Annotated in this window: 17 protein-coding genes; 13 read left to right on the forward strand and 4 right to left on the reverse strand. The window is 58.7% G+C overall.

Annotated elements, in window-relative coordinates:
• The first annotated feature begins 11 nt into the window (after nucleotides 1–11).
• Together treS and glgB are read left to right on the forward strand one after the other, a co-directional pair.
• On the forward strand, nucleotides 12–3,338 hold the full coding sequence (gene treS, locus KUIN1_RS13020; RefSeq protein ID WP_011267720.1) for a maltose alpha-D-glucosyltransferase: 3,327 nt from the start codon (nucleotides 12–14) through the stop codon (nucleotides 3,336–3,338).
• On the forward strand, nucleotides 3,335–5,560 hold the full coding sequence (glgB, locus tag KUIN1_RS13025; protein ID WP_024659653.1) for a 1,4-alpha-glucan branching protein GlgB: 2,226 nt from the start codon (nucleotides 3,335–3,337) through the stop codon (nucleotides 5,558–5,560). The genes treS and glgB overlap by 4 nt, the downstream gene beginning before the upstream one ends.
• A gap of 30 nt (nucleotides 5,561–5,590) precedes the next feature.
• On the opposite strand, the gene KUIN1_RS13030 is transcribed toward glgB, so the two are convergent.
• The gene (locus tag KUIN1_RS13030) at nucleotides 5,591–8,341 is read right to left on the reverse strand and encodes an autotransporter family protein (protein ID WP_152092023.1); all 2,751 of its coding nucleotides are present in this window, start codon (nucleotides 8,339–8,341) and stop codon (nucleotides 5,591–5,593) included.
• Between the two features lie 261 nt (nucleotides 8,342–8,602).
• Nucleotides 8,603–9,787, reverse strand: coding sequence for an MFS transporter (locus KUIN1_RS13035; RefSeq protein ID WP_162885980.1), 1,185 nt, complete (start codon nucleotides 9,785–9,787; stop codon nucleotides 8,603–8,605).
• Between the two features lie 164 nt (nucleotides 9,788–9,951).
• Here KUIN1_RS13035 and KUIN1_RS13040 point away from each other — a divergent pair, with 164 nt between their 5' ends.
• Nucleotides 9,952–11,085, forward strand: a complete 1,134-nt coding sequence (locus tag KUIN1_RS13040; protein WP_152092024.1) for a lactonase family protein — start codon at nucleotides 9,952–9,954, stop codon at nucleotides 11,083–11,085.
• Nucleotides 11,086–11,148: 63 nt separating this feature from the next.
• Here KUIN1_RS13040 and KUIN1_RS13045 read toward each other — a convergent pair whose 3' ends face one another.
• Nucleotides 11,149–12,738: an ABC-F family ATPase gene (locus tag KUIN1_RS13045; RefSeq protein WP_024638776.1), complete on the reverse strand. Its 1,590-nt coding sequence runs from the start codon at nucleotides 12,736–12,738 to the stop codon at nucleotides 11,149–11,151.
• A gap of 376 nt (nucleotides 12,739–13,114) precedes the next feature.
• Entirely contained in the window at nucleotides 13,115–13,948 is an 834-nt protein-coding gene (locus KUIN1_RS13050) for a lipopolysaccharide biosynthesis protein (RefSeq protein ID WP_152092025.1), read from the reverse strand.
• A gap of 1,007 nt (nucleotides 13,949–14,955) precedes the next feature.
• On the opposite strand from KUIN1_RS13050, the gene KUIN1_RS13065 reads away from it, so the two are divergent.
• The 10 genes from KUIN1_RS13065 to KUIN1_RS13110 all read left to right on the forward strand — a co-directional run bounded on the left by KUIN1_RS13065 (nucleotide 14,956) and on the right by KUIN1_RS13110 (nucleotide 21,828).
• A complete protein-coding gene (locus KUIN1_RS13065) occupies nucleotides 14,956–15,657 on the forward strand; it encodes a DUF3053 domain-containing protein (protein ID WP_003402740.1) in 702 nt (233 codons plus the stop codon).
• A 109-nt stretch (nucleotides 15,658–15,766) separates the two neighbouring features.
• Nucleotides 15,767–16,312: a GNAT family N-acetyltransferase gene (locus tag KUIN1_RS13070; protein WP_152092027.1), complete on the forward strand. Its 546-nt coding sequence runs from the start codon at nucleotides 15,767–15,769 to the stop codon at nucleotides 16,310–16,312.
• A 30-nt stretch (nucleotides 16,313–16,342) separates the two neighbouring features.
• Complete coding sequence (locus KUIN1_RS13075; RefSeq protein WP_003402736.1) at nucleotides 16,343–16,966, forward strand: glutathione S-transferase family protein; 624 nt, start codon at nucleotides 16,343–16,345, stop codon at nucleotides 16,964–16,966.
• Nucleotides 16,967–17,036: 70 nt separating this feature from the next.
• The gene (locus KUIN1_RS13080; RefSeq protein ID WP_024640962.1) at nucleotides 17,037–17,462 is read left to right on the forward strand and encodes a DUF3830 family protein; all 426 of its coding nucleotides are present in this window, start codon (nucleotides 17,037–17,039) and stop codon (nucleotides 17,460–17,462) included.
• 115 nt (nucleotides 17,463–17,577) lie between these two features.
• Nucleotides 17,578–18,021 (forward strand): hemerythrin domain-containing protein, encoded by a 444-nt coding sequence (locus KUIN1_RS13085; RefSeq protein WP_024640963.1) that lies wholly within the window; start codon nucleotides 17,578–17,580, stop codon nucleotides 18,019–18,021.
• A 48-nt stretch (nucleotides 18,022–18,069) separates the two neighbouring features.
• Nucleotides 18,070–18,429 carry a hypothetical protein gene (locus KUIN1_RS27980; protein WP_010429551.1) on the forward strand — a complete coding sequence of 120 codons (360 nt, stop codon included), beginning with the start codon at nucleotides 18,070–18,072 and terminating at the stop codon, nucleotides 18,427–18,429.
• Between the two features lie 367 nt (nucleotides 18,430–18,796).
• Nucleotides 18,797–19,648 carry a transporter substrate-binding domain-containing protein gene (locus KUIN1_RS13095; RefSeq protein ID WP_024638770.1) on the forward strand — a complete coding sequence of 284 codons (852 nt, stop codon included), beginning with the start codon at nucleotides 18,797–18,799 and terminating at the stop codon, nucleotides 19,646–19,648.
• 63 nt (nucleotides 19,649–19,711) lie between these two features.
• On the forward strand, nucleotides 19,712–20,374 hold the full coding sequence (locus KUIN1_RS13100) for an amino acid ABC transporter permease (RefSeq protein WP_003345502.1): 663 nt from the start codon (nucleotides 19,712–19,714) through the stop codon (nucleotides 20,372–20,374).
• A gap of 9 nt (nucleotides 20,375–20,383) precedes the next feature.
• A complete protein-coding gene (locus tag KUIN1_RS13105) occupies nucleotides 20,384–21,046 on the forward strand; it encodes an amino acid ABC transporter permease (RefSeq protein ID WP_024638769.1) in 663 nt (220 codons plus the stop codon).
• Nucleotides 21,043–21,828 (forward strand): amino acid ABC transporter ATP-binding protein, encoded by a 786-nt coding sequence (locus tag KUIN1_RS13110; RefSeq protein ID WP_011267730.1) that lies wholly within the window; start codon nucleotides 21,043–21,045, stop codon nucleotides 21,826–21,828. The genes KUIN1_RS13105 and KUIN1_RS13110 overlap by 4 nt, the downstream gene beginning before the upstream one ends.
• Nucleotides 21,829–21,832 lie beyond the last annotated feature (4 nt).

A 21,832-nucleotide genomic window follows, 5' to 3' on the forward strand; every position in this document is an offset into this window, starting at 1 on the left:
AGGAGTCAATAATGGCCAAAAAGCCCGGTGACGCGACATTTATCAAAGACCCGCTCTGGTACAAGGATGCGGTGATTTATCAGGTTCACGTGAAATCGTTCTTTGATTCCAATAACGACGGAATCGGCGATTTCGCGGGCTTGATCGAAAAGCTCGACTACATTGCCGCGCTGGGCGTCAACACCATCTGGTTGTTGCCGTTTTATCCGTCGCCACGCCGGGACGATGGCTACGACATTTCCGAATACCGGGATGTGCACAGCGACTACGGCACCATGGCCGATGCCAAGCGTTTCATCGCCCAGGCACACAAGCGCGGCCTGCGAGTGATCAGCGAGCTGGTCATCAATCATACTTCCGACCAGCATCCCTGGTTCCAGAAAGCCCGCAATGCCAAGCCCGGTTCCAAGGCGCGGGACTTCTATGTGTGGTCGGACACTGATCAGAAGTACGACGGTACGCGGATCATCTTTCTCGATACCGAGACGTCCAACTGGACTTGGGACCCGGTTGCCGGCCAGTACTTCTGGCACCGTTTCTACTCGCACCAGCCGGATCTGAATTTCGACAATCCGCACGTGCTGGATGCGGTTCTGGAAGTCATGCGCTTCTGGCTGGATCTGGGCATCGACGGTTTGCGTCTGGATGCCATTCCGTATCTCATCGAGCGGGACGGCACCAACAACGAGAACCTGCCGGAAACCCATCAGGTGCTCAAGCGCATCCGTGCCGAGATCGACGCGAACTATCCGGACCGCATGCTGCTGGCCGAGGCCAATCAATGGCCAGAAGACACCCAGCTGTATTTTGGTGACAGCAAAGGCCCGGACGGCGATGAATGCCACATGGCCTTTCACTTTCCGTTGATGCCACGCATGTACATGGCGCTGGCCCAGGAAGATCGTTTTCCGATCACCGATATCTTGCGGCAGACGCCGGAGATCCCGGAAAACTGCCAATGGGCGATTTTCCTGCGCAACCACGATGAACTGACCCTGGAAATGGTCACCGATCGTGAGCGTGATTACCTGTGGAATTACTACGCGGCCGACCGCCGTGCACGGATCAACCTGGGCATCCGTCGGCGCCTTGCGCCTTTGGTGGATCGCGACCGTCGCCGGGTCGAGTTGCTCAACAGCATGCTGTTGTCGATGCCCGGCACACCGACGCTGTATTACGGCGACGAGATCGGCATGGGCGATAACATCTACCTGGGCGACCGGGACGGTGTGCGCACACCGATGCAATGGTCCATCGACCGCAACGGCGGTTTTTCGCGCGCCGACCCGGCCAGCCTGGTGTTGCCACCGATCATGGACCCGATGTACGGCTTCCAGTCGGTCAACGTCGAAATCCAGGAGCGTGACCCGCATTCGCTGCTGAACTGGAACCGGCGCATGCTCGCCGTGCGCAAACAGCAGAAGGCATTCGGACGTGGCACGCTGAAAATGCTCTCGCCGTCGAACCGCCGCATTCTGGCGTATACCCGCGAATACACAGCACCTGACGGACACAGTGAAGTGGTGCTGTGTGTCGCCAACGTTTCCAGCGCCGCTCAGGCTGCAGAGCTTGAGTTGTCTGCCTACGCAGGCACGGTACCGGTGGAAATGCTCGGCGGCAGCGCATTCCCGCCCATCGGCCAGTTGAGCTACCTGCTGACGCTGCCGCCGTACGGCTTTTACTGGTTTTTACTGGCTTCGGAGAATCAAATGCCCAGTTGGCACGTTGAACCCGCGCAGAGCATGCCGGACTTCCCGACTCTGGTGCTCAAGAAGCGTCTGGAAGAGTTGCTCGAAGAGCCACTGCGCAGCACCATGGAAAACACCTCGCTGGCGGTTTACCTGCCCAAACGGCGCTGGTTCGCGGGCAAGGACAAGGCGATCGAGAAGGTCAGCATTGCCTACGCCGTGCGCTTCGGCGAAGAAGCGAATCCGGTGCTGCTCAGCGAAATAGAAGTCACCGCAGGCGGGCAGACCGATCGCTATCAATTGCCGTTCGGCTTGCTGGCCGAAGACGACATCAGCAGTGCACTGCCGCAGCAACTGGCGCTCGCCCGAGTGCGTCGCAATCGCGATGTCGGGCTGATCACGGATGCATTTACCCTGGAAACTTTCATCCGCGCAGTGATTCAGGGCATGCAGTCGGATACGGTCATACCCTGTGCCGACGGCGAGTTGCGTTTCGAGCAAAGTTCGCAGCTGGCACCCCTCGGCCTGAACGCCGAGTCGGAAGTGCGCTACCTGTCTGCCGAGCAATCGAACAGTTCGGTGGTGGTCGGCAGCAGCCTGGTGCTCAAGCTGATTCGCAAAGTCAGCGCCGGGACGCACCCCGAGCTGGAAATGGGCGCGTTCCTGACCCGTGCCGGCTTCAAGAACATTTCGCCGCTGCTGGGCTCTCTGGTACGCGTCGGCAAGGACGGTCAGCCCAACCTGCTGATGATCGCTCAGGGCTATCTGAGCAACCAGGGCGATGCGTGGGAGTGGACCCAGAACAATCTCGAGCGTGCGGTACGTGACGAGCTGGCACATGGTGTTTCCGGTCAGGAACAGCATTACAACGCGCTGCTCGAGCTCGCGGACTTCTCGCGCAGTCTTGGCCAGCGTCTGGGTGAGATGCACCAGATTCTCGCGTCGCCCACCGACAATGCGGATTTTGCCGTCGAAGTCACCAGCAGCCAGGACAGCAAGGCCTCCGGGGTCAGCGTCAACGCTCAGCTCGAGCGCGCCTTGCAGCTGCTGGAACAGCGCATCGGCGAGCTGGACAAGGACGATCAGCAACTGGTCAACGATCTGCTCGCGCAGCGCAAGCAGATCCGCCAGCGCGTCGAAGGCCTGGCCAAGCGCTCCGCCGGTGGCCTGCGCATTCGTGTGCATGGCGATCTGCATCTGGGGCAAGTACTGGTGGTCAAGGGTGATGCCTACCTGATCGATTTCGAGGGTGAACCGGCCCGCGCACTTGAAGAGCGCCGTGCCAAGCACAGCCCGTTCAAGGATGTCAGCGGTGTCCTGCGGTCCTTTGACTACGCTGCGGCCATGGCTGTACGCAGTGCGCAGAGCGTCGACACGTCTCCCGAGGCAGCCGGCGCGCGCAAACGTGTTGCCGATACCTACCTGGCGCAGGCGCGAGAAACCTTTATCGAGGGTTATCGCTCGGCGACCACCGGCATTGCCCATGCCTGGAAAGATGCAAAAGGGGAGGACGCTGCACTCGAGCTGTTCACCCTTGAAAAAGCTGCTTATGAAGTGATCTACGAAGCCGAGAACCGTCCAGCCTGGCTGGCCGTTCCCTTGCAAGGCTTGCGTGGGTTGCTGCAACCGTCTGATGGAGAGTCAATATGAATGCGCCTGACAAAACCGGCACGCGCCGCCGCGCGATTCCCGCTGCTGTGGACCTCGACGCGCTGATCCGTGCTGAACACCGTGACCCGTTCTCTATCCTCGGCCCGCATGGTGATGGCGGCAGCGGGCAGTACGTCCGCGCCTACCTGCCCGCAGCGTTGAGTGTCCGTCTGCTGGCCAGGGATGACGGTCGTGAACTGGGCGAGATGGAAATGAGCGAAGTGCCGGGGTTTTTCGTCGGCCACCTCGAGCACCCGCAGCCTTACCTGCTGAAAATCAATTGGGCTGGCGGTGAACAGATCACCGAAGACCCTTACAGCTTTGGCCCGCTGCTGGGCGAGATGGACCTTTACCTGTTTGCCGAGGGTAATCATCGCGACCTGAGCAGCTGTCTGGGCGCGCAAGTCACCAGCGTCGATGGCGTGGACGGTGTGCGTTTTGCGGTCTGGGCACCCAATGCGCGTCGTGTTTCGGTGGTTGGCAGCTTCAACAGCTGGGATGGACGTCGCCATCCCATGCGCATGCGCCACCCGACCGGCGTATGGGAGATTTTCGTCCCGCGTCTGCAGCCCGGCGAGGTCTATAAGTACGAGATTCTCGGTGCTCACGGGATTCTGCCGTTGAAAAGCGATCCGATGGCCTTGTCCACCACATTGCCGCCCGATACCGCGTCGAAGATCGCTGCGCCATTGCAATTCGAATGGAATGACCAGGAGTGGCTGCAGTCGAGGGCAGGGCGCCACGAAGTCACTGCACCGCTGTCGATCTACGAGTTGCACGCAGGCTCCTGGCAAATGGAGCAGGTCGAAGATAATCAATGGCGGCAGTACAACTGGCGTGAACTGGCTGATCGCCTGATTCCTTACGTCAAGGAACTTGGCTTCACGCACATCGAACTGATGCCGATCATGGAACACCCATTCGGTGGTTCATGGGGCTATCAGTTGCTGGCCCAGTTCGCGCCAACTGCCCGTTACGGTTCGCCGGAAGATTTCGCCTTCTTCGTCGATGCCTGTCACCGGGCTGAAATCGGCGTCATTCTTGACTGGGTTCCAGCGCATTTTCCGACCGATACCCATGGTCTGGCGCAGTTCGACGGTACTTGCCTGTATGAGTACGCGGACCCCAAGGAAGGCTTCCATCAGGACTGGAACACCCTGATCTACAACCTGGGACGCACCGAGGTTCATGGCTTCATGCTGGCCTCGGCACTGCACTGGCTCAAGTATTACCACATCGACGGTCTGCGTGTGGATGCGGTGGCGTCGATGCTGTATCGCGACTATTCGCGTAATGCCGGCGAATGGGTGACGAATCGCTTCGGCGGCCGCGAAAACCTCGAGGCCATCGACTTCCTGCGTCATTTGAACGACGTAGTTGCGCTGGAAGCCCCCGGGACCATGGTGATTGCCGAAGAGTCGACCGCGTGGCCGGGTGTCAGCGAGCCGACCCAGCAGGGCGGGCTTGGCTTCAATTACAAGTGGAACATGGGCTGGATGCATGACTCGCTGCAGTACATGGAAGAGGACCCGATCAACCGCGGGCATCACCATGGCAAGCTGAGCTTCAGTCTGGTGTATGCGTGGTCCGAGCGTTTCGTACTGCCTATTTCCCACGACGAAGTGGTGCACGGCAAACATTCGCTGATCGACAAGATGCCAGGCGATCGCTGGCAGAAATTCGCCAACCTGCGCGCCTATCTGTCATTCATGTGGACGCATCCCGGCAAGAAGCTGCTGTTCATGGGCTGCGAATTCGGCCAATGGCGCGAGTGGAATCACGACAGGGAACTGGACTGGTACTTGATGCAATACGCCGAGCACGTGGGCGTGAAGAACCTGGTCGGCGACCTGAACCGCCTCTATCGCGAGGAAAAGGCGCTGCACGAGCGCGATGCAGACCCTGCCGGTTTCCAGTGGCTGGTCGGCGATGACAGTGCCAACAGCGTGTTTGCGTACCTGCGCTGGAGCAACGACGGCGAACCGCTGCTGGTGGTCGCCAACATGACCCCGGTGCCGCGCCTGGACTACCGTCTTGGCGCGCCGATGCGAGGTGCCTGGACGGAGCTGCTCAACAGTGACGCGGAAACCTACGCGGGCTCCAACTTTGGCAATGGTGGCGAGGTCATGACCGAAGCCGAGCCGGCGCATGGGATGGAGGATTCGCTGGTGCTGAATCTGCCACCCCTCGCGGTGCTGATCCTCAAACCGAAGAAAGACTGATCAAGGCGCGTCCCCGCGCCAACGATCGCTTTACCACACCAGCCTGAACCCCAGGCTGGTGTTCACTCCCTGCGCTCCGTCGTCGTCCAGATCACTGAGATAATCAGCGCTCCAGTGCAGACTGGCGCTGCTGCTCAATGTCGCTCCCATCCCTGCGCCAATACTGCCCGTCGTTGACCGATGCGCGGTTCTTATCTGCTCTGCGTGATCGAAGGTCAGCGTGTCATGGCCGTCTTTGGTGTGCCAGAGGTTGGCGCGCAGATAAGGCGCTATCGGTACGCTGCTCAATTGATAGTGTCCCTTGAAACGCAGGCCGATGCGCCCTGTGGTGTAAGCCTGGCTGTCGAACCTCAGATGGGCAATGCCGTCATGCTGGTCCTGCAGGTCAACGCGTTGGTAGATGATCTGTACCTGAGGCTCTGCGACCCAGCGCTGTGAGAGCGGCAGCGGATAACCTGCCTCGACAGACAGGCTGATGACGCTGCCTTCAGTGTCGACGCCTACGCCTCTGACAGAGCGGCTGCGACCGTCCAGGCGGGTGCCCATCGCCACTGCGTCGACATATCCGCCACTCGGCGTGGTCAGCGTCCAGTAGGCGCCCAGGCTCTCGCCCTGCAGTTTCAGACGCCCTGTTTCGTAGTCGCTGAAACCTTCTGCAAAACCCTTCACTCTGCCGTCCAGACGGTTATGCGCGACGAACAGGCCGACACGCTGAGTTCGCCCGCTGTCCTGTTGCCAGGCATACAGGTCATGGCCTATCTGATAACCCTTGAATGAAGCGTCCAGGCCAGGGCTCACGTCTCCCGACCAGCGTTGCCTGAAGTCGCTGCCGAACACGCGTGCCCAACCTGCCGACGTCGTGCCGTTTTGCGTCAGCAAGGCTTGATCCCCCTGACGCTCATGAAAGGTGCCCAGTGAGCTCAGGGCCAGGACCGCAGCGGTGGGAGCCACCACGGAGTAGTTGGCGACCTCGGGCCGGTACAGCGCGATGGGTGCAGCTCCGCGAACGGGTTCCGGCAGCGGCGGGGTTCCTATCGCCGGGACTGGCAGTGCGGCTGCTGGGGTGACAGGGGGCGGGCTGTTCGGCTCAGGCTCAGGGTCTGGAGGTGGGGCAGGTACAGGTTGCGGTGTTGGTGCAGGTTCTGGAGCAGGCACAGGCTGTGGTGTCGGTGTCGGTGTCGGTGTCGGCTCAGGAACAGGTTCAGGAACAGGAACAGGTTCTGGTTCTGGTTCTGGTTCAGGCTCAGGAGCAGGTGCGGGCAGCGGCGTTGGCTGTGCAGGTTCCGGGGCGGGCTCGACAGGGGGCGGCGCTGGCGTTGGCGGGGCAATCACCGCAGAGCGCAGAAACCAGCTGTTCTCAGAGCCGGCAGTAGCGCCGCCCTTGAACAGGTAATACTGATAAGCGCCTGCAGACAGCGGACTTTGCAACGAAAAGGCGCCGCTTTCGCTGGTTGCACCGTTGATGGCTTTTACCACTTCGATGCCATTGCCACGGGTCAGGGCGCCCAGCCCACCCGAGTTGCTGACGAGCATGCGCGTAGACCCACTGATACGCCCTTGTGCTACCACCAGTCGGTCGCTGGCGGATGCATCATCGCCCAGTGCCGAGAGCAACAGCAGTCGTCCGTTCTGGCCGGTGTAATTGCCGGTCACCGTCAATGTGCCAGTGAGCGAGCGGCCTGCATCGCTTAGATCCAGCGTTCCGGCATTCTGCAGTGAGGCGAGGGATCCGGCGCTGAAGGGGACAACACTGCCCGAGGTCGAGATCAGCCTGCTGCTGGAGTCTATGTCCAGAACGCCGGTGTCAGTCAGGCTGTCGCCGAGCACCAGCGTGCCGGCCAGATTCAGCTGCGAGCCATTGCTCACATTGACCGTTTCCCAGTTGGCGTAGCGACCCGGCTGTGATGATACGGTGTCGTCGAAGGTCAACGCGTCGTTGCCAGGGCCGCCGTCGAGCAGCGGGTTGGCGCTCAGGTAGTATTCGCTCAGGTTGTACAGGCGTGCCGTATCGTTGCCGTCGGCCATCAATACGTTGCTGCGTGCGTAACCGCCGTTCAGCCAGTTGAAAGTGTCATTGCCAACGCTGGTGCGAACTTCGCCGCGGATCTCGCCGCCACTGAGGGTGATCTGGTCGTCGCCGCCACTGACGCTGACGTTGCCGCCAACAATGCCACCCGACAAGGTGATGGTGTCCCGGCCAAAGCCGGTGACCAGGTTGTTGATGATAGTGCCACCAGACATTTCGAATACATTGTTGTCCAGCTTCATGTCCACGCGACCGATGCTGCCACCGGTCATCACCGCGACGTCGCCATCCTCGAACGCGCGGGTGATGGTGCCGCCCGTCATGAGAAAGGTATCGCGCCCGTCACCCTGGGCCAGAGAGCCCAGCGTGCCGCCGCTCATGAAAAAATCGTCGGGATCATCGCCTTGGTTCAGATCGCCGCTGACCTCGCCCGTGGAGAGCGTGAAGCGGTCGATACCGGCCCCTTGAGTAACGTTGCCCAGAATGCGCCCCGACTGCATGTCCACGCTGTCCATTCCCGGACCGAACAGGATATTGCCGGACACGGTGCCCGTTCCGCCGACCGGAAATATCAGTACATGGTCACCGCTCGGCGCGCTAAACGGCCCGCTGCTGCCGCTGTCGCAGACCTGAACGCCAGCCGATGCCAGGGAGGAAAGGCTGCAGGCGCCCTCGGCCCATGAAGGGATGATTGCCAGTATTACCACGGGCAGCACATTGCAGGTCTGGTACAGATGAACGCAACGAATTTTCATGACAGCACTCCCGTCCAGGCAGGCAGCAGGGAGGCAATCGAGAGGGATCGAAGCGCCAGACTGCTACGCAAAGCGGCGTCACACCAAGGCGGGTGAAGATCGCTTTGCAAGCCTGTTTCGAGGCTCGCAGTATCAAGTCAAGAAGTCGTTGCCGGATGCGTCAAGAAGTTGACCGACCGATGGCAGGATTTAAGCGTTATCTGCTAACTATTGGAACTACAGGAGAAAAGCTTATGCAGCAAAGCCACTGTTGAGGACCCTTCACCCGAGTTGAGTGGCGCGCCGCGACAACCAGACTGTCAGGGCCAGCGCGCAAACCGATAGCAGGGCGGCGTAGAAAAATATCCAGTCATAGCCCTGGCCCAAGGCAATTGCGCCCATCACCGGACCCGCGATTGCCAGTGCCAGATCGAAGAACACCGCATAGGCGCTCAGGCCTGCGCCGCGGCTAGGGGTGGGCACGCACTTGATAGCCTCTACGCCGAGCGCCGGGTAGACCAGCGACAGCCCCACGCCGGTCAGTCCGGCGCCTGCGAGGGCAACGCTGCTGCTTGGGGAAAGCCAGAGCATCAACAGCCCGCAGATTTCTACCGCCATGCACACAACGGCAGCGTTGTAGCCGCCCAGTCGATTGATGGCGCCGATGAACAGCAGGCGGGCGAGGATAAAGCACACACCAAACATGCTCAGGCAATAGGCCGCACCTTCCCAGCCCCGATTCAGATAGAACAGGGTGATGAAGGTGGTCAGTGTGCCGTAGCCGATCGACGAGAGCGTCAGGCCCAGACCGTAGGGTGCGATGCGGCCGAACACCGACCAGTAGGGCAGGCGCTCACCGACAATGATGGGTACGGATGGTTTGTCGCGAATCAGCCTCAGTGCCAGACCCGCCATCACCATCAGGGCAATACCCAGGCTGTTGAAGCCAATGCTATCGATGACCACGACGCCCAGCGGCGCACCGATGGCAATCGCACCATAGGACGCAATGCCGTTCCACGAGATTGAACGGGCGGTATGCTCCGTGCCGACCTTGCCGATGCACCAATTAATGGTGCCTACCCCGATAAGCCCCTGAGAGACGCCAAGGAACAGCCGGGCAACGATGAGAATCGACAGGCTCAGCGTGGCAAATTCGTGCAGCAGTGTGGCCAGCAAGGTCATGCTGCCGCTGATGACGATGCCCCAGAGCCCGAACACGATGGAACGCTTGCTGCCCAGCGTGTCTGTCGCGCGGCCGGCGAAGGGCCGGCTGAGCAGGGTGGCGAGGTATTGCGAGGCGATGGTCAGGCCGGCAATCAGCGGGCTGAAACCCAACTGGTCATGAACGTAGCCGGGCAATACCGCAATAGGCAGTCCGATACACAGGAAGGCGATGAACGTGTAGAAGACGATGGAGACGATCTGCAGGGTAATCGTCATGGAACCGGGGTGTGCGGCAGGCATTGGGCTCTTCGCTGGCGGGCGGTGGGAGTGCCTCATCATGGCCTGCGTCGTGGATAAATGAAAGCAGGCTAACGGTATTATGCGGGTTGGTTATCAGGCAGTTGCCGTTGTGAAGATATGCTCATAGGATGACTGATCACATCACAATAATAAAAAGGTTGTTCATGAAAAATATTCTGTTGCTGGCCGCTGCAGTCGGTTGTTCATTCGGCCTGAGCGCCCAGGCAGCCACCTTCGCCTATATCTCCAGCCCTACCGATGGGCTCATCTCTCAATACCGTCTCGATGAGCAGAGCGGGGCGCTCAGCCTGGTCGAGCAAATCAGGGCGGGTGATCAGGTCAATCCGATGGCCATCACGCCGGATGGCAAAGCGTTATTCGCGGCGTTGCGCGCCAAACCGTATCAAGTGCTGAGTTTCAGCATCGAACCTGGAACGGGGCACCTCAAGCCGCTGAGTCAGGCACCGCTGGCCGAGAGTCTGGCCTACCTGTCTACCGATCGCAGCGGACGCTTCCTGTTCGGCGCGTCCTATGGTGCCGACTTGCTCAGCGTCCAGCCCATCGACACGCAGCACCGCCCGAGCGACAGCATTCAGACTTACAAGACCGGCATGCACGCGCATTCGGTGCGCACCGATCCGAGCAACCGGTTTGTGTACGCTGGCAACCTGGGCGTCGATCGTGTGCTGCAATACCGACTGGAGCCCAAGGACGGCAAGCTCGTCCCCATCGGCGAGGGTTATGTCGCCGTTCCCGACAATACCGGCCCGCGCCACTTGGCATTCTCGTCCGACGGCAAGTTTCTGTATGTCGTCGGTGAAATGAGTGGCACCGTCACTGCCTTCGCGATCAATCAGAAAACCGGTGCGTTGAAGCAGACCAGTCAGGCAGACGGTATTCCCAAACGCTTGAACCTGGCGCCGGGACAGGCCCGCGATGCGCGCAACAACGACCTCAAGGATGACTCTACGCCACGCATCTGGGCTGCGGATATTCGCCTCGCGCCGAACGGCAAATGGCTGTTCATCAGTGAGCGCACCAGCAGCAGCGTGTCGGTGTTCAAGATTGAGCCCGCCAGTGGCAAGGTGGTGTTCGTTGACAATTATCCCGTTCAGGAAAAGCAGCCGCGCAACATCGCTGTTTCACCCAATGGGCGCTGGTTGCTGGTGAGTGGCGAGAAAAGCGACAAGGTGGGCAGTTACGCCATAGGCGAGAAGGGTGCCTTGCAACGGGTCGGCGAAGCGCCCTCGGGCAAGGGTGCGCTGTGGATTGAAATGCTCAGCCAGTCGAGCGAATAAGCGCGCTGAAACTAAAAAGCCCTGTCATATGACAGGGCTTTTTGCTGTTGCGGGCTGGCAGGCTTAGAACGTAACGCCCTGGCTGCGCAGGTAGTCGTCATAGGTGCCGCTGAAATCGACCACGCCACTTGGGCTGAGTTCGATGATGCGGGTTGCCAGCGAGGACACGAACTCGCGGTCGTGACTGACGAAAATCAGTGTGCCTGGATAGTTTTCCAGCGCCAGGTTCAGCGACTCGATGGATTCCATGTCCAGGTGGTTGGTCGGTTCGTCCATCACCAGCACGTTGGGCTTTTGCAGGATCAGCTTGCCGAACAGCATGCGGCCCTGTTCACCACCGGAAATCACCTTCACCGACTTGAGGATCTCGTCGTTGGAGAACAGCATGCGGCCCAGGGTGCCACGCACCATTTGCTCGCCGCCCTGGGTCCATTGACCCATCCAGTCGAACAGGGTGGAGTCATCCTCGAAATCGTGAGCATGATCCTGAGCGTAGTAGCCGATTTCCGCCGCATCGGTCCACTTGACCGTGCCCGCATCCGGTTGCAACTCGTCGACCAGGGTGCGCAACAGGGTGGTCTTGCCGATGCCGTTCGGGCCGATGATAGCCACACGTTCGCCGGCTTCGACCTGGAAGCTGAAGTCCTTGAACAGAGTCTTGCCGTCGAAGCCTTTGGCCATGCGATCGACGATGACTGCCTGGCGGTGCAGTTTCTTGGTCTGCTCGAAACGAATGAACGGGCTGACACGGCTGGATGGCTTGACCTCGGCCAGCTGGATCTTGTCGATCGCCTTGGCTCGGGACGTGGCCTGCTTGGCTTTCGAGGCGTTGGCCGAGAAGCGGCTGACGAACGATTGCAGTTCGGAAATCTGTGCTTTCTTCTTGGCGTTGTCGGACAGCAGCTGCTCGCGGGACTGGGTCGCCACGGTCATGTACTCGTCATAGTTGCCCGGGAACAGGCGCAACTCGCCGTAATCCAGGTCGGCCATGTGCGTGCACACGCTGTTCAGGAAGTGACGGTCGTGGGAGATGATGATCATCAGGCTGTTACGCTGGGTCAGGATGTTTTCCAGCCAGCGAATGGTGTTGATGTCCAGGTGGTTGGTCGGTTCGTCGAGCAGCAGCACTTCCGGATCGGAGAACAGTGCCTGCGCCAGCAGAACGCGCAGCTTCCAGCCCGGCGAGACTTCGCTCATCGGACCGTTGTGCTGTTCGATGCCGATACCCAGGCCCAGCAGCAGTTCACCGGCGCGGGATTCGGCGGTATAACCGTCCATTTCCGCAAACTCGGTTTCCAGCTCGGCAACGGCCATGCCGTCGTCTTCACTCATTTCCGGCAGCGAATAGATGCGGTCGCGCTCGGCCTTGACCTTCCACAGCTCTTCGTGACCCATGATCACGGTGTCGAGCACGGTGAACTCTTCATAGGCGAACTGATCCTGGCGCAGCTTACCCAGACGCACGTTCGGCTCCAGCATCACCTGCCCACCCGAAGGCTCGAGGTCGCCACCGAGGATTTTCATGAACGTGGACTTGCCGCAGCCGTTCGCGCCAATCAGGCCGTAACGGTTACCGGCGCCAAACTTGACCGAGACATTCTCGAACAAGGGTTTGGGACCGAACTGCATCGTGATGTTAGCTGTGGAGATCAATTACTTTACCTATCAATAACGTGGGCAATAACCGGGGGAGCGCTGGCGTCAGCAGGTGTGGTGTTCAGGACCCCACCGAGGCTGTTCAGTCCGCTCCGTCCGAGCATGAGCTGACCCAACGGGCATACGTCTACAGCAACGGCAGCCTGCCATGACTGCGTTGCCGGGATATGAATGTGGGGGTTCACGCCAGACATTGGCGCGCATTGTCGCATAGGTCGGGCGGCAGTGACATGGTGGTCGGCAGAGGATTACCGAGTTCAACGGGGCGGGGCAGGGCTGACGCCTGTTTCAGCACCCTTCGCCGAGGACAAGTGCGTATGCCTGAGACAAGCAGGCTGCGTTGCTGGCAGTACTCTTTGATGGCGAAATACTATTATTGAAGTGCGCAACTGACTCTATGGCGAACTTCATCAAGGCTCAACTTGGGAATGACCTCATGCGGTACTCGCGAGCTGTCCGAGACATTGAATACCTGGAAGTCGCTCCCGACGACCTGTTTCGACATCAGCTCCAGTGAAGGAAGAATTCTGGATTCGTAATGCTGGTCCAGACCGCAGGGTGAGCAATTGTCGCTGGAGGACTCGTAGAATCGGCCCACGGACTGATTCATATCGAAACCGACCAGAAAGACGTTATCGAAACCAAGGTGATAAGACAGTTGCAGCGCCAGATACATGACAGTACGTGCGTCGAAGAAACCAAGTTCCAGATTCTTGCTGAAACCGATATCCCGGCTTCTGCTACTCCATAACGAGCGTTTTCTGACCAGTGCATCTTCTCGCGAGCATAGCGCCGCCATCGTCGATAATCTCGGCGATTTCTTCAGTGCATAAGCGCGTCCGGAAGGCCTGGGGATGTCGCCGCGAAACTGATCTTCCCAGAGGCCTACGTTCTCGCTGGAGCGCATGGCAGCGGCGAACAGCTCAGGTTGCTGGTTGGGGAAATCCCTGTCGGAGCACACATAGAACAACGGCTTTATGTTCGTGCTTGCGAACATCGAGAACGCGCCGTTCATGGTAATCATGGGGATGTGCGAGAACTCTTCGATCGGGAAATCCTTTGCTGATTTCCCGGAGCCAATCAGGAAGACCGGCCCTTTTTTAGTGCCCTTGCATTGGCTGAAGTCAAGCACGCGCGTCGGTTCAGGCATGTGCTTGTCAACAGCATTGCGTACGTAGCGCGTCGAATGAATTGATTGACTAGTCATGACAACCTTGTAAGCACTCGTGGCAAATTAGTTAGGGCATTTCACGGGCAACATTATCGGCTGGTGGCTATTAATTCAATATTTATGAATCTCAAAAGAGTATCACACTGGAAACAACAGGCTACATAGCGCGGGCGCTGATTCAGGAAATGCGCTATTCACTAGATGGTTTTCGCATGCAAGGTCAGATAGGTGATATTGATTTAATATTGATTGGCTACTACTTGATGGCAGCTGGACAGGTTGCTGTTCACAGTCAAAGCTTGGCTAATTGGATGCATGACGATCAGCCATAAACAGGTATCAAGGGCGATACATGTGCGCGAGTCAAGTTGGACGAATTCATTCACAGAAGGGTTTTTCTGCAAGGCCCGGTGATCACCGGGCCTGCCATTTCTGGTGCGTGTTGACGGTTAGTCGGATTTCCTTTCCTGCTTCTTCCTCCTGAACCAGCTTCCCAGCGCGTGGAAAGGGTGAATGAACATCGCAATCGCTCCAAGCAGAAAGACGATGGAGACAAGGATCAGACCCAGGCCCTCGTGTGCAAACATAGTGATTGACTCCTGTTGTCACTTTGTCGGTCCGTTGAAGACTAGCCGCTGAAACGTTTCACCTCATGAAGAAATGTTAAGGAACTTTCCTGGAAACGCTTCAAGAGGCAACCCTGCGCCGGGCAGACCCTCGCACGGTTTGGCGCAGACGCCCGGTTTTGCTCCGCCAAACCAGTCGCGATGAGCGTTGGCCCTGCCGGATGAGGTTTTGATGCTGCGTGCAATATTTATCTGCAACCGGGTTCGGCAGGCCTCTTTCTGCTCGTCGAAGGCCTCGCGCTGCGTAACGTTTGCACCGCCCATCACCCAAAACCCTCAAGCGCCAGGTGGCATTCCTACAAGTATCTTCAGTGCTGTCGCGGAACTAGATGAGGCGACGACGAGACTATAAGCACGCTCGCGTTCAGCAGGCGTGGCCTGTGAGCGTGCATTCTTATGATCCCGGAGGTTACTGACATGAAGTCCCTTTTCCGCCCAGCTTTGCTGCTGGCTGTCGCTTTACCCCTGTTCCTGGCTGGCTGCGGCGACAAGGAGCCCGAGCAGCGCACTGCGTTCACCCAGTTCCTGCAAACCCGAATTGTCGACAAGCCGGGCGTACATGTTCCCAAGCTGACGGATGAGGAGAAGAAGACCTTTGGTGACTACACCTCGCACTACGCGGTCATCTCCGACTTTGGTGCAGGCATGGACACAGCGGTGCAGCCGCTCGCCGGTTTGATGCAGAAAGGCTCTTTTCATTCGGTCAGCGATGTCATTCAACGCCGCGCTGACCTGGCCGCCGTGCAGACCGGCCTTGACGAAGTGGGCGAAAAGCTGACCATCGAGCAGGGCAAGGCAGACGCTGCACGCGCGAAACTCAAGCAGCCGGAAGACCTCAAGGTGGTTTATGACAAGGCCTACGACCGAACTGTCAGCGTACCCGCCAACACCTTCCGTGAAGTGCTGCCGCAGATAAAGGGCACCTTTTCCAGCGGTCTGAAGGTTGCCGATTATGTGGACGCGCACAAATCGCAGATCGATATCTCGGGCTCGACGATCACCGTCAAGGATCCTGTGGTCCAGACCGAGCTCAACAAATTGCTGCAAGAGCTGAACGAGCAGGGCAAGAACGCTCAACAAGCCCAGTCCAAGCTGCAATCGCTGATGACCGGCCGCTGATATCGAGCTGCTGCGCCTGAAGTAACGGCCCGGCCCTGATGCCGGGCCGGTCCTTTTGTCAGGTATGATTCGGCCATCTGTCTGCCGGATGCCGGGAATCAACCGCCTGATGACTAACCCCTCTTCAATGACCATTACCCAGCGTGAGGCTTGCTCTGCGGATGCGTTGTGCCTTGCGGCGCTCGGTATGCAGGTTTTTCTCGATACCTACGCAACGCAGGGCATTCGACAGTCCATCGCCCGCGAGGCGCTGGAGGCGTTTTCGCCTGCGATCTTTGCGCAACTGCTTATCGAGCCGACAACGTTCATCGTCGTTGCCGAGTCGCAAGGGCATTTTATCGGCTTTGCCCAGGTCGCGTTGCGCACCGATCACGCAATGCTCGGTGTATCGACCGCTGCCGAGTTGCAACGCCTCTATGTGCAGGAGCGCTTCACAGGGCGTGGAGCGGGGCGGCTGCTACTTGAAGCCGCCGAGCGGCGTGCAGCAATCCGTGGTGCCTCGCTGTTATGGGCGACGGTCTGGGTTGGCAATCCGCGCGCGCTGGCGTTTTACCCTCGTCAAGGCTATGAATGGAAAGGTACGCCGCACTATGTGTTTCAGGGCGAGACACATGAGAATCAACTGTTTGCCAAACCGCTGATGACTACTGACTGACACGACGTTGCTGTGCAACAAGGACGCTGAATGCTGCGCATACTGGGCAAGACCTCCTCGATCAACGTACGAAAAGTGCTCTGGACGTGCGAGGAGCTGAAGATACCCTTCACTCAGGAAGACTGGGGGTCAGGCTTCAAACCTGCCAACACCGATGAGTTTCTCGCGCTCAACCCGAATGCCATGGTGCCGGTTATCGTTGATGATGACTTCGTGCTTTGGGAATCCAACAGCATCGTTCGCTATCTGGCCAACCGTTATGCTGGCGGTCATGTTTATCCACTGGATCCACGTGCCAGGGCGCAGACCGATCAGTGGATCGACTGGCAAGGCTCGGATCTGAACAGATCATGGAGTTATGCCTTCATGTCACTGGTGCGACGCTCGACCGAGCACCAGGACCCTGCCGCCATGGCCGCGTCCTGTGCCCAGTGGGCCAGGCATATGCAGATACTCGACAGGCAGCTGGAAAAGACCGGCGCCTATGTCTGTGGCGAGCGTTTTACCCTGGCTGACATCCCCATTGGTCTTTCAGTCAATCGCTGGTTCGAGACGCCTCTCGAGCATCCCGATCTGCCCGCCGTCAATGCGTATTACGAACGCCTGAGCCATCGTTCCGGCTACCTTCTCTATGGGCGTAACGGAACTCCGTGACGGCTTGTCGGGCTCGCGTTTATCCTTGGGCACCATTGTGAGCCTTGTTGCCTGTTAAGGAGTCGTTGAAGTGACCACCATCAAAATCACCGCAGGCGGATATGAGTTTCTGGCCGAAACCCATCCGGATGCGCCGCAAACGGTGGAAGCGTTTCTCAAGCTGCTGCCTTATCGGCAGAAATTCATTCATGTGCGCTGGAGCGGTGAGGGCTGCTGGGTGCCGCTGGATGATTATCAGCTGAAGCTTGATGACACATTGATCGGCTTCGAGAACGCAACCAGCCATCCTTCGGTAGGCGACATTCTTTTCTATCCGGGCGGTTACAGCGAAACCGAGATTATTCTTGCCTACGGCTCGTGCTGTTTCGCCAGCAAGATGGGGCAGTTGGCGGGCAACCATTTTCTGACCATTACCCAAGGCAAGGATAACTTGCGCAAACTGGGTGTGAAGACACTGTGGGAAGGCGCTCAGGATGTGGTTTTCGAACTGGCTTGAGTCGGCCGCCATTGCGCGATAGGCATTTGCCAGTATTTGTTGGAACTGCTGATCTTCGCCAGGGGTCTAGTCCACGATGCTTCCAGCTCCCGGAAGCCGACCTGGAGACATGACCGTGAATATTTTCGAAGCCCTGCGCGAAAGCCATGACCGTCAACGCAGCTACGCTGATGCCCTGATCAAGACCAGTGGCGACAGTGCCGAACGCGAGAAGGCCTACAAACAGCTCAAGGAAGAGCTGCAGGCCCACGAAACGGCCGAAGAACGGTTTTTCTATATCCCTCTGATGGCCCACGACAATGGCGTGGACCTGAGCCGTCACGCCATTTCCGAGCATCACGAGATGGACGAGATGATGGAAGAGCTCGATGAAACCGAGATGTCCAGTCCAGCCTGGCTGGCCACTGCGAAAAAGCTGTCGGAAAAAGTGCATCACCACCTCAAGGAAGAAGAACAGAAGTTTTTCCAGATGGCGGGCAAATTGCTCGACGAAAAGCAGAAACAGAGCTTGGCCGGCGAATACGTGAAGGAATACGAAGAGCAATTGGCTGAAGGTTGATAGTGCGTTGCAGTGCTAGAATCGGCTTTTTATCAGCGAAGGCATGACATGAAGTTTCTGTTTCTGACGAGCGCGACGGTGATTGCGGCAACCGTATTGACCGGGTGTGCAGCGCCTTCCAGCTCCGCACGTGCCGCAGGCCCCTACAAGGTCCTGTCGAGCGCCAAGCAGGATGCTGCCGTTGCCCAGTGCATTCAGGTGACCTGGCAGAACGAAGCCATGTTCGGCACGTCTTCTGACGTGTTCCTGCATGACCTGTCCGGCGGCGGTTTCACCGTGTTTACCACCGAGTCGACCTACTTTGCTGACGTGCGTGGCAAGGGCCCGACCACTGCCGTCGAGTTCTATGCCCCGCAAGGCGATGCCCAGGCCGCGTTGCGCTCTGCGGCCATTGCTACCTGTCTTTAAGCCTTTTCCCCACTCGACACCTCTCGTTCCCACGCTCCAGCGCGGGAACGCCGTTCTGGCCGCTCTTTGTGCCCGTGCCCGTGCCCGTGTTTAGGGCTTATTTGCGTTGATACTCCACGCCCGATAACAGCGCATGCGCACAAGAGTGGGGCCTTACCACTCAAATGTGACAACCGGTAGCGTTACCTGCGGGCTTCGTCCCCGCTTTCCCGACTCAATCCCAAATTCCAGTCTGTTGATTTGTTTCGACTTTTTCATGGGGTGTTTTCCGCGCGTCCTCTATGGCACACTTTCTGCTGTATATTCCGTTGTTACATACCTATATCCGCTATAGCGGAATAACGAATACTTCGGCGGAGTTTAAGTCATGCATCGCGGACCTTCCTTTGTGAAAGCTTGTGCCTTTGTTCTTTCAGCCTCATTCATGCTGGCCAATACGGTGCAGGCAGCCGAAGGCAGCAAGCTCGATGCAGTATTGAAACGTGGCAATCTGGTGGTAGGGACGGGCAGCACCAATGCGCCTTGGCACTTCCAGGGCGCGGACGGCAAGTTGCAGGGCTTCGATATCGACATTGGCAGAATCATCGCCAAGGGCCTGTTCAATGACCCGGGCAAGGTGGAGTTTGTCGTGCAGTCCTCGGATGCACGTATCCCCAACCTGCTGACCGACAAGGTCGACATCAGCTGCCAGTTCATCACCGTTACCGCCAGTCGCGCACAGCAGGTGGCATTCACCCTGCCGTACTACCGCGAGGGTGTGGCCCTGCTGTTGCCTGCCAATAGCAAGTACAAGGAAATCGATGACCTGAAGGCGGCAGGTGACGATGTGACTGTTGCTGTACTGCAGAACGTGTACGCCGAAGAGCTGGTGCATCAGGCGCTGCCCAAGGCCAAGGTCGATCAGTACGACAGCGTCGACCTGATGTATCAGGCGATCAACTCCGGACGTGCCGATACAGCGGCCACCGATCAGTCTTCAGTCAAGTACCTGATGGTGCAGAACCCTGGCCGCTACCGTTCGCCTGCCTTTGCCTGGAGCCCGCAAACCTATGCCTGCGCGGTCAAGCGTGGCGACCAGGACTGGCTGAACTTCGTCAACACCGCGTTGCATGAAGCCATGACCGGTGTCGAGTTCCCGGCTTACGCGGCGTCTTTCAAGCAATGGTTCGGTGTCGATCTGCCGGTGCCTGCAATCGGTTTTCCGATGGAATACAAATAAGTCCACTCTGACCTTCAGCAGCAGGGCGGGCCCTCGGGCTTTCCCTGCCAGGTACGGGCAAGCATGAATTACCAATTGAATTTTGATGCCGTGTGGCGCGACTTCCCCAGTCTTCTGGCGGGGTTGGGCCTTGGTCTGGAACTGGCCCTGATCTCGATCGCGATTGGCTGTGTGATCGGGCTGGCGAATGCATTTGCGCTGCTGTCACGCTACAAGGCGTTGCGTATTGTTGCGTCGATCTACGTCACGGTGGTGCGCAATACGCCGATTCTGGTGTTGATCCTGCTGATCTACTTCGCGCTGCCCGGGCTGGGCATTCGACTGGACAAGCTGGCGTCATTCATCGTCACCTTGTCGCTGTACGCCGGTGCCTATCTGACCGAAGTGTTCCGTGCCGGGCTGCTGAGCATCCACAAGGGGCAGCGCGAAGCGGGGCTGGCGATCGGTCTGGGCGAATGGCAGGTGCGGGCCTACATCATCGTGCCGGTGATGTTGCGCAATGTATTGCCGGCACTCTCCAACAACTTCATTTCGCTGTTCAAGGACACCTCTCTTGCGGCCGCCATTGCCGTACCGGAGCTGACCTATTACGCGCGCAAGATCAACGTCGAAAGCTACCGGGTGATCGAAACCTGGCTGGTGACCACAGCACTCTATGTGGTGGCCTGCTACGTGATCGCTCTGCTTCTGCGCACCCTCGAACAACGTCTGGCGATTCGCCGCTAGGAGGCTGTCATGTATCAACCCCCTGGCTGGTTGCAGGAAGTGTGGAATGCGCGGGAAGTGCTCTGGTCCGGTTTTACGACCAGTATCCAGTGCTCGGCGCTGGCGATTGCCGCAGGTACGCTGATCGGCATGCTGGCCGGTCTGGTGCTGACTTACGGCGGTTTTTTCGCCCGCTTGCCGATTCGGCTCTATGTGGATCTGATTCGTGGTACCCCGGTGTTCGTGCTGGTGCTGGCGGTGTTTTACATGGTGCCGGCGCTGGGTTGGCAGATCAGCGCGTTTCAGGCCGGCGCAATAGGCCTGACGCTGTTCTGCGGCTCTCACGTTTCAGAAATCGTGCGCGGCGCCCTGCAGGCCATCCCCCGTGGCCAGCTGGAAGCCGGCAAGGCCATCGGACTGCGCTTTGGTCAGTCGCTGCGCTACGTGTTGCTGCCTCAGGCCATGCGTCAGATCCTGCCGACCTGGGTCAACTCCTCGACCGAGATCGTCAAGGCGTCAACGCTGCTTTCGGTGATCGGTGTGGCTGAACTGCTGCTCAGCACCCAACAGGTGATCGCGCGCACATTCATGACCCTGGAGTTCTACCTGTTTGCAGGTTTCCTGTTCTTTCTCATCAACTACGCCATCGAACTTCTTGGGCGGCAAATCGAAAAGCGGGTGGCATTGCCATGACACAGACTCATAACCCTGGCCCGGCGCTGCTCAGCATCGAGGGCCTGCATAAATCCTACGGCGCAGTGGAAGTGCTCAAGGGCGTCGATCTGCGCATGCAGAAAGGCAATGTCGTGACCTTGATCGGTTCCAGCGGCTCGGGCAAGACCACCTTGCTGCGCTGCGTCAACCTGCTGGAAGAGTTTCAGGGCGGGCATATCCGTCTTGAGGGCCAGGACATCGGCTACAGCAATGTAGACGGCAAGCGCACCCGCCATCCGGAGCGTCTGATCGCGCAACACCGGGCAATGACCGGCATGGCCTTCCAGCAATTCAACCTGTTTCCGCACCTCAGTGCCTTGCAGAACGTCACCCTGGGCTTGCTCAAGGTCAAGAAGATGCCCAAGGATCAGGCCGTTGCGCTGGCCGAAAAGTGGCTGGACCGGGTCGGCCTGCTGGAGCGGCGTAATCATTTCCCCGGTCAGTTGTCCGGTGGCCAGCAGCAGCGTGTGGCGATCGCCCGCGCCATTGCCATGAACCCCAGCCTGATGCTGTTTGACGAAGTCACTTCGGCACTCGATCCGGAACTGGTGGGCGAAGTGCTGAGCGTCATCAAGGACCTGGCCGAGGAGGGTATGACCATGCTGCTGGTGACGCACGAAATGCGTTTCGCCTACGAAGTGTCGGACCAGATCGTGTTCATGAATCAGGGCCGTATCGAAGAGCAGGGGCCACCCAAGGTTTTGTTCGAGCAGCCGAAGTCGGCGCGCTTGAGCGAGTTTCTCAAGAACATCCGTTTTTAAACGT

Source organism: Pseudomonas sp. KUIN-1 (genome assembly GCF_009176725.1).
Taxonomy (GTDB): Bacteria; Pseudomonadota; Gammaproteobacteria; order Pseudomonadales; family Pseudomonadaceae; genus Aquipseudomonas; species Aquipseudomonas fragariae.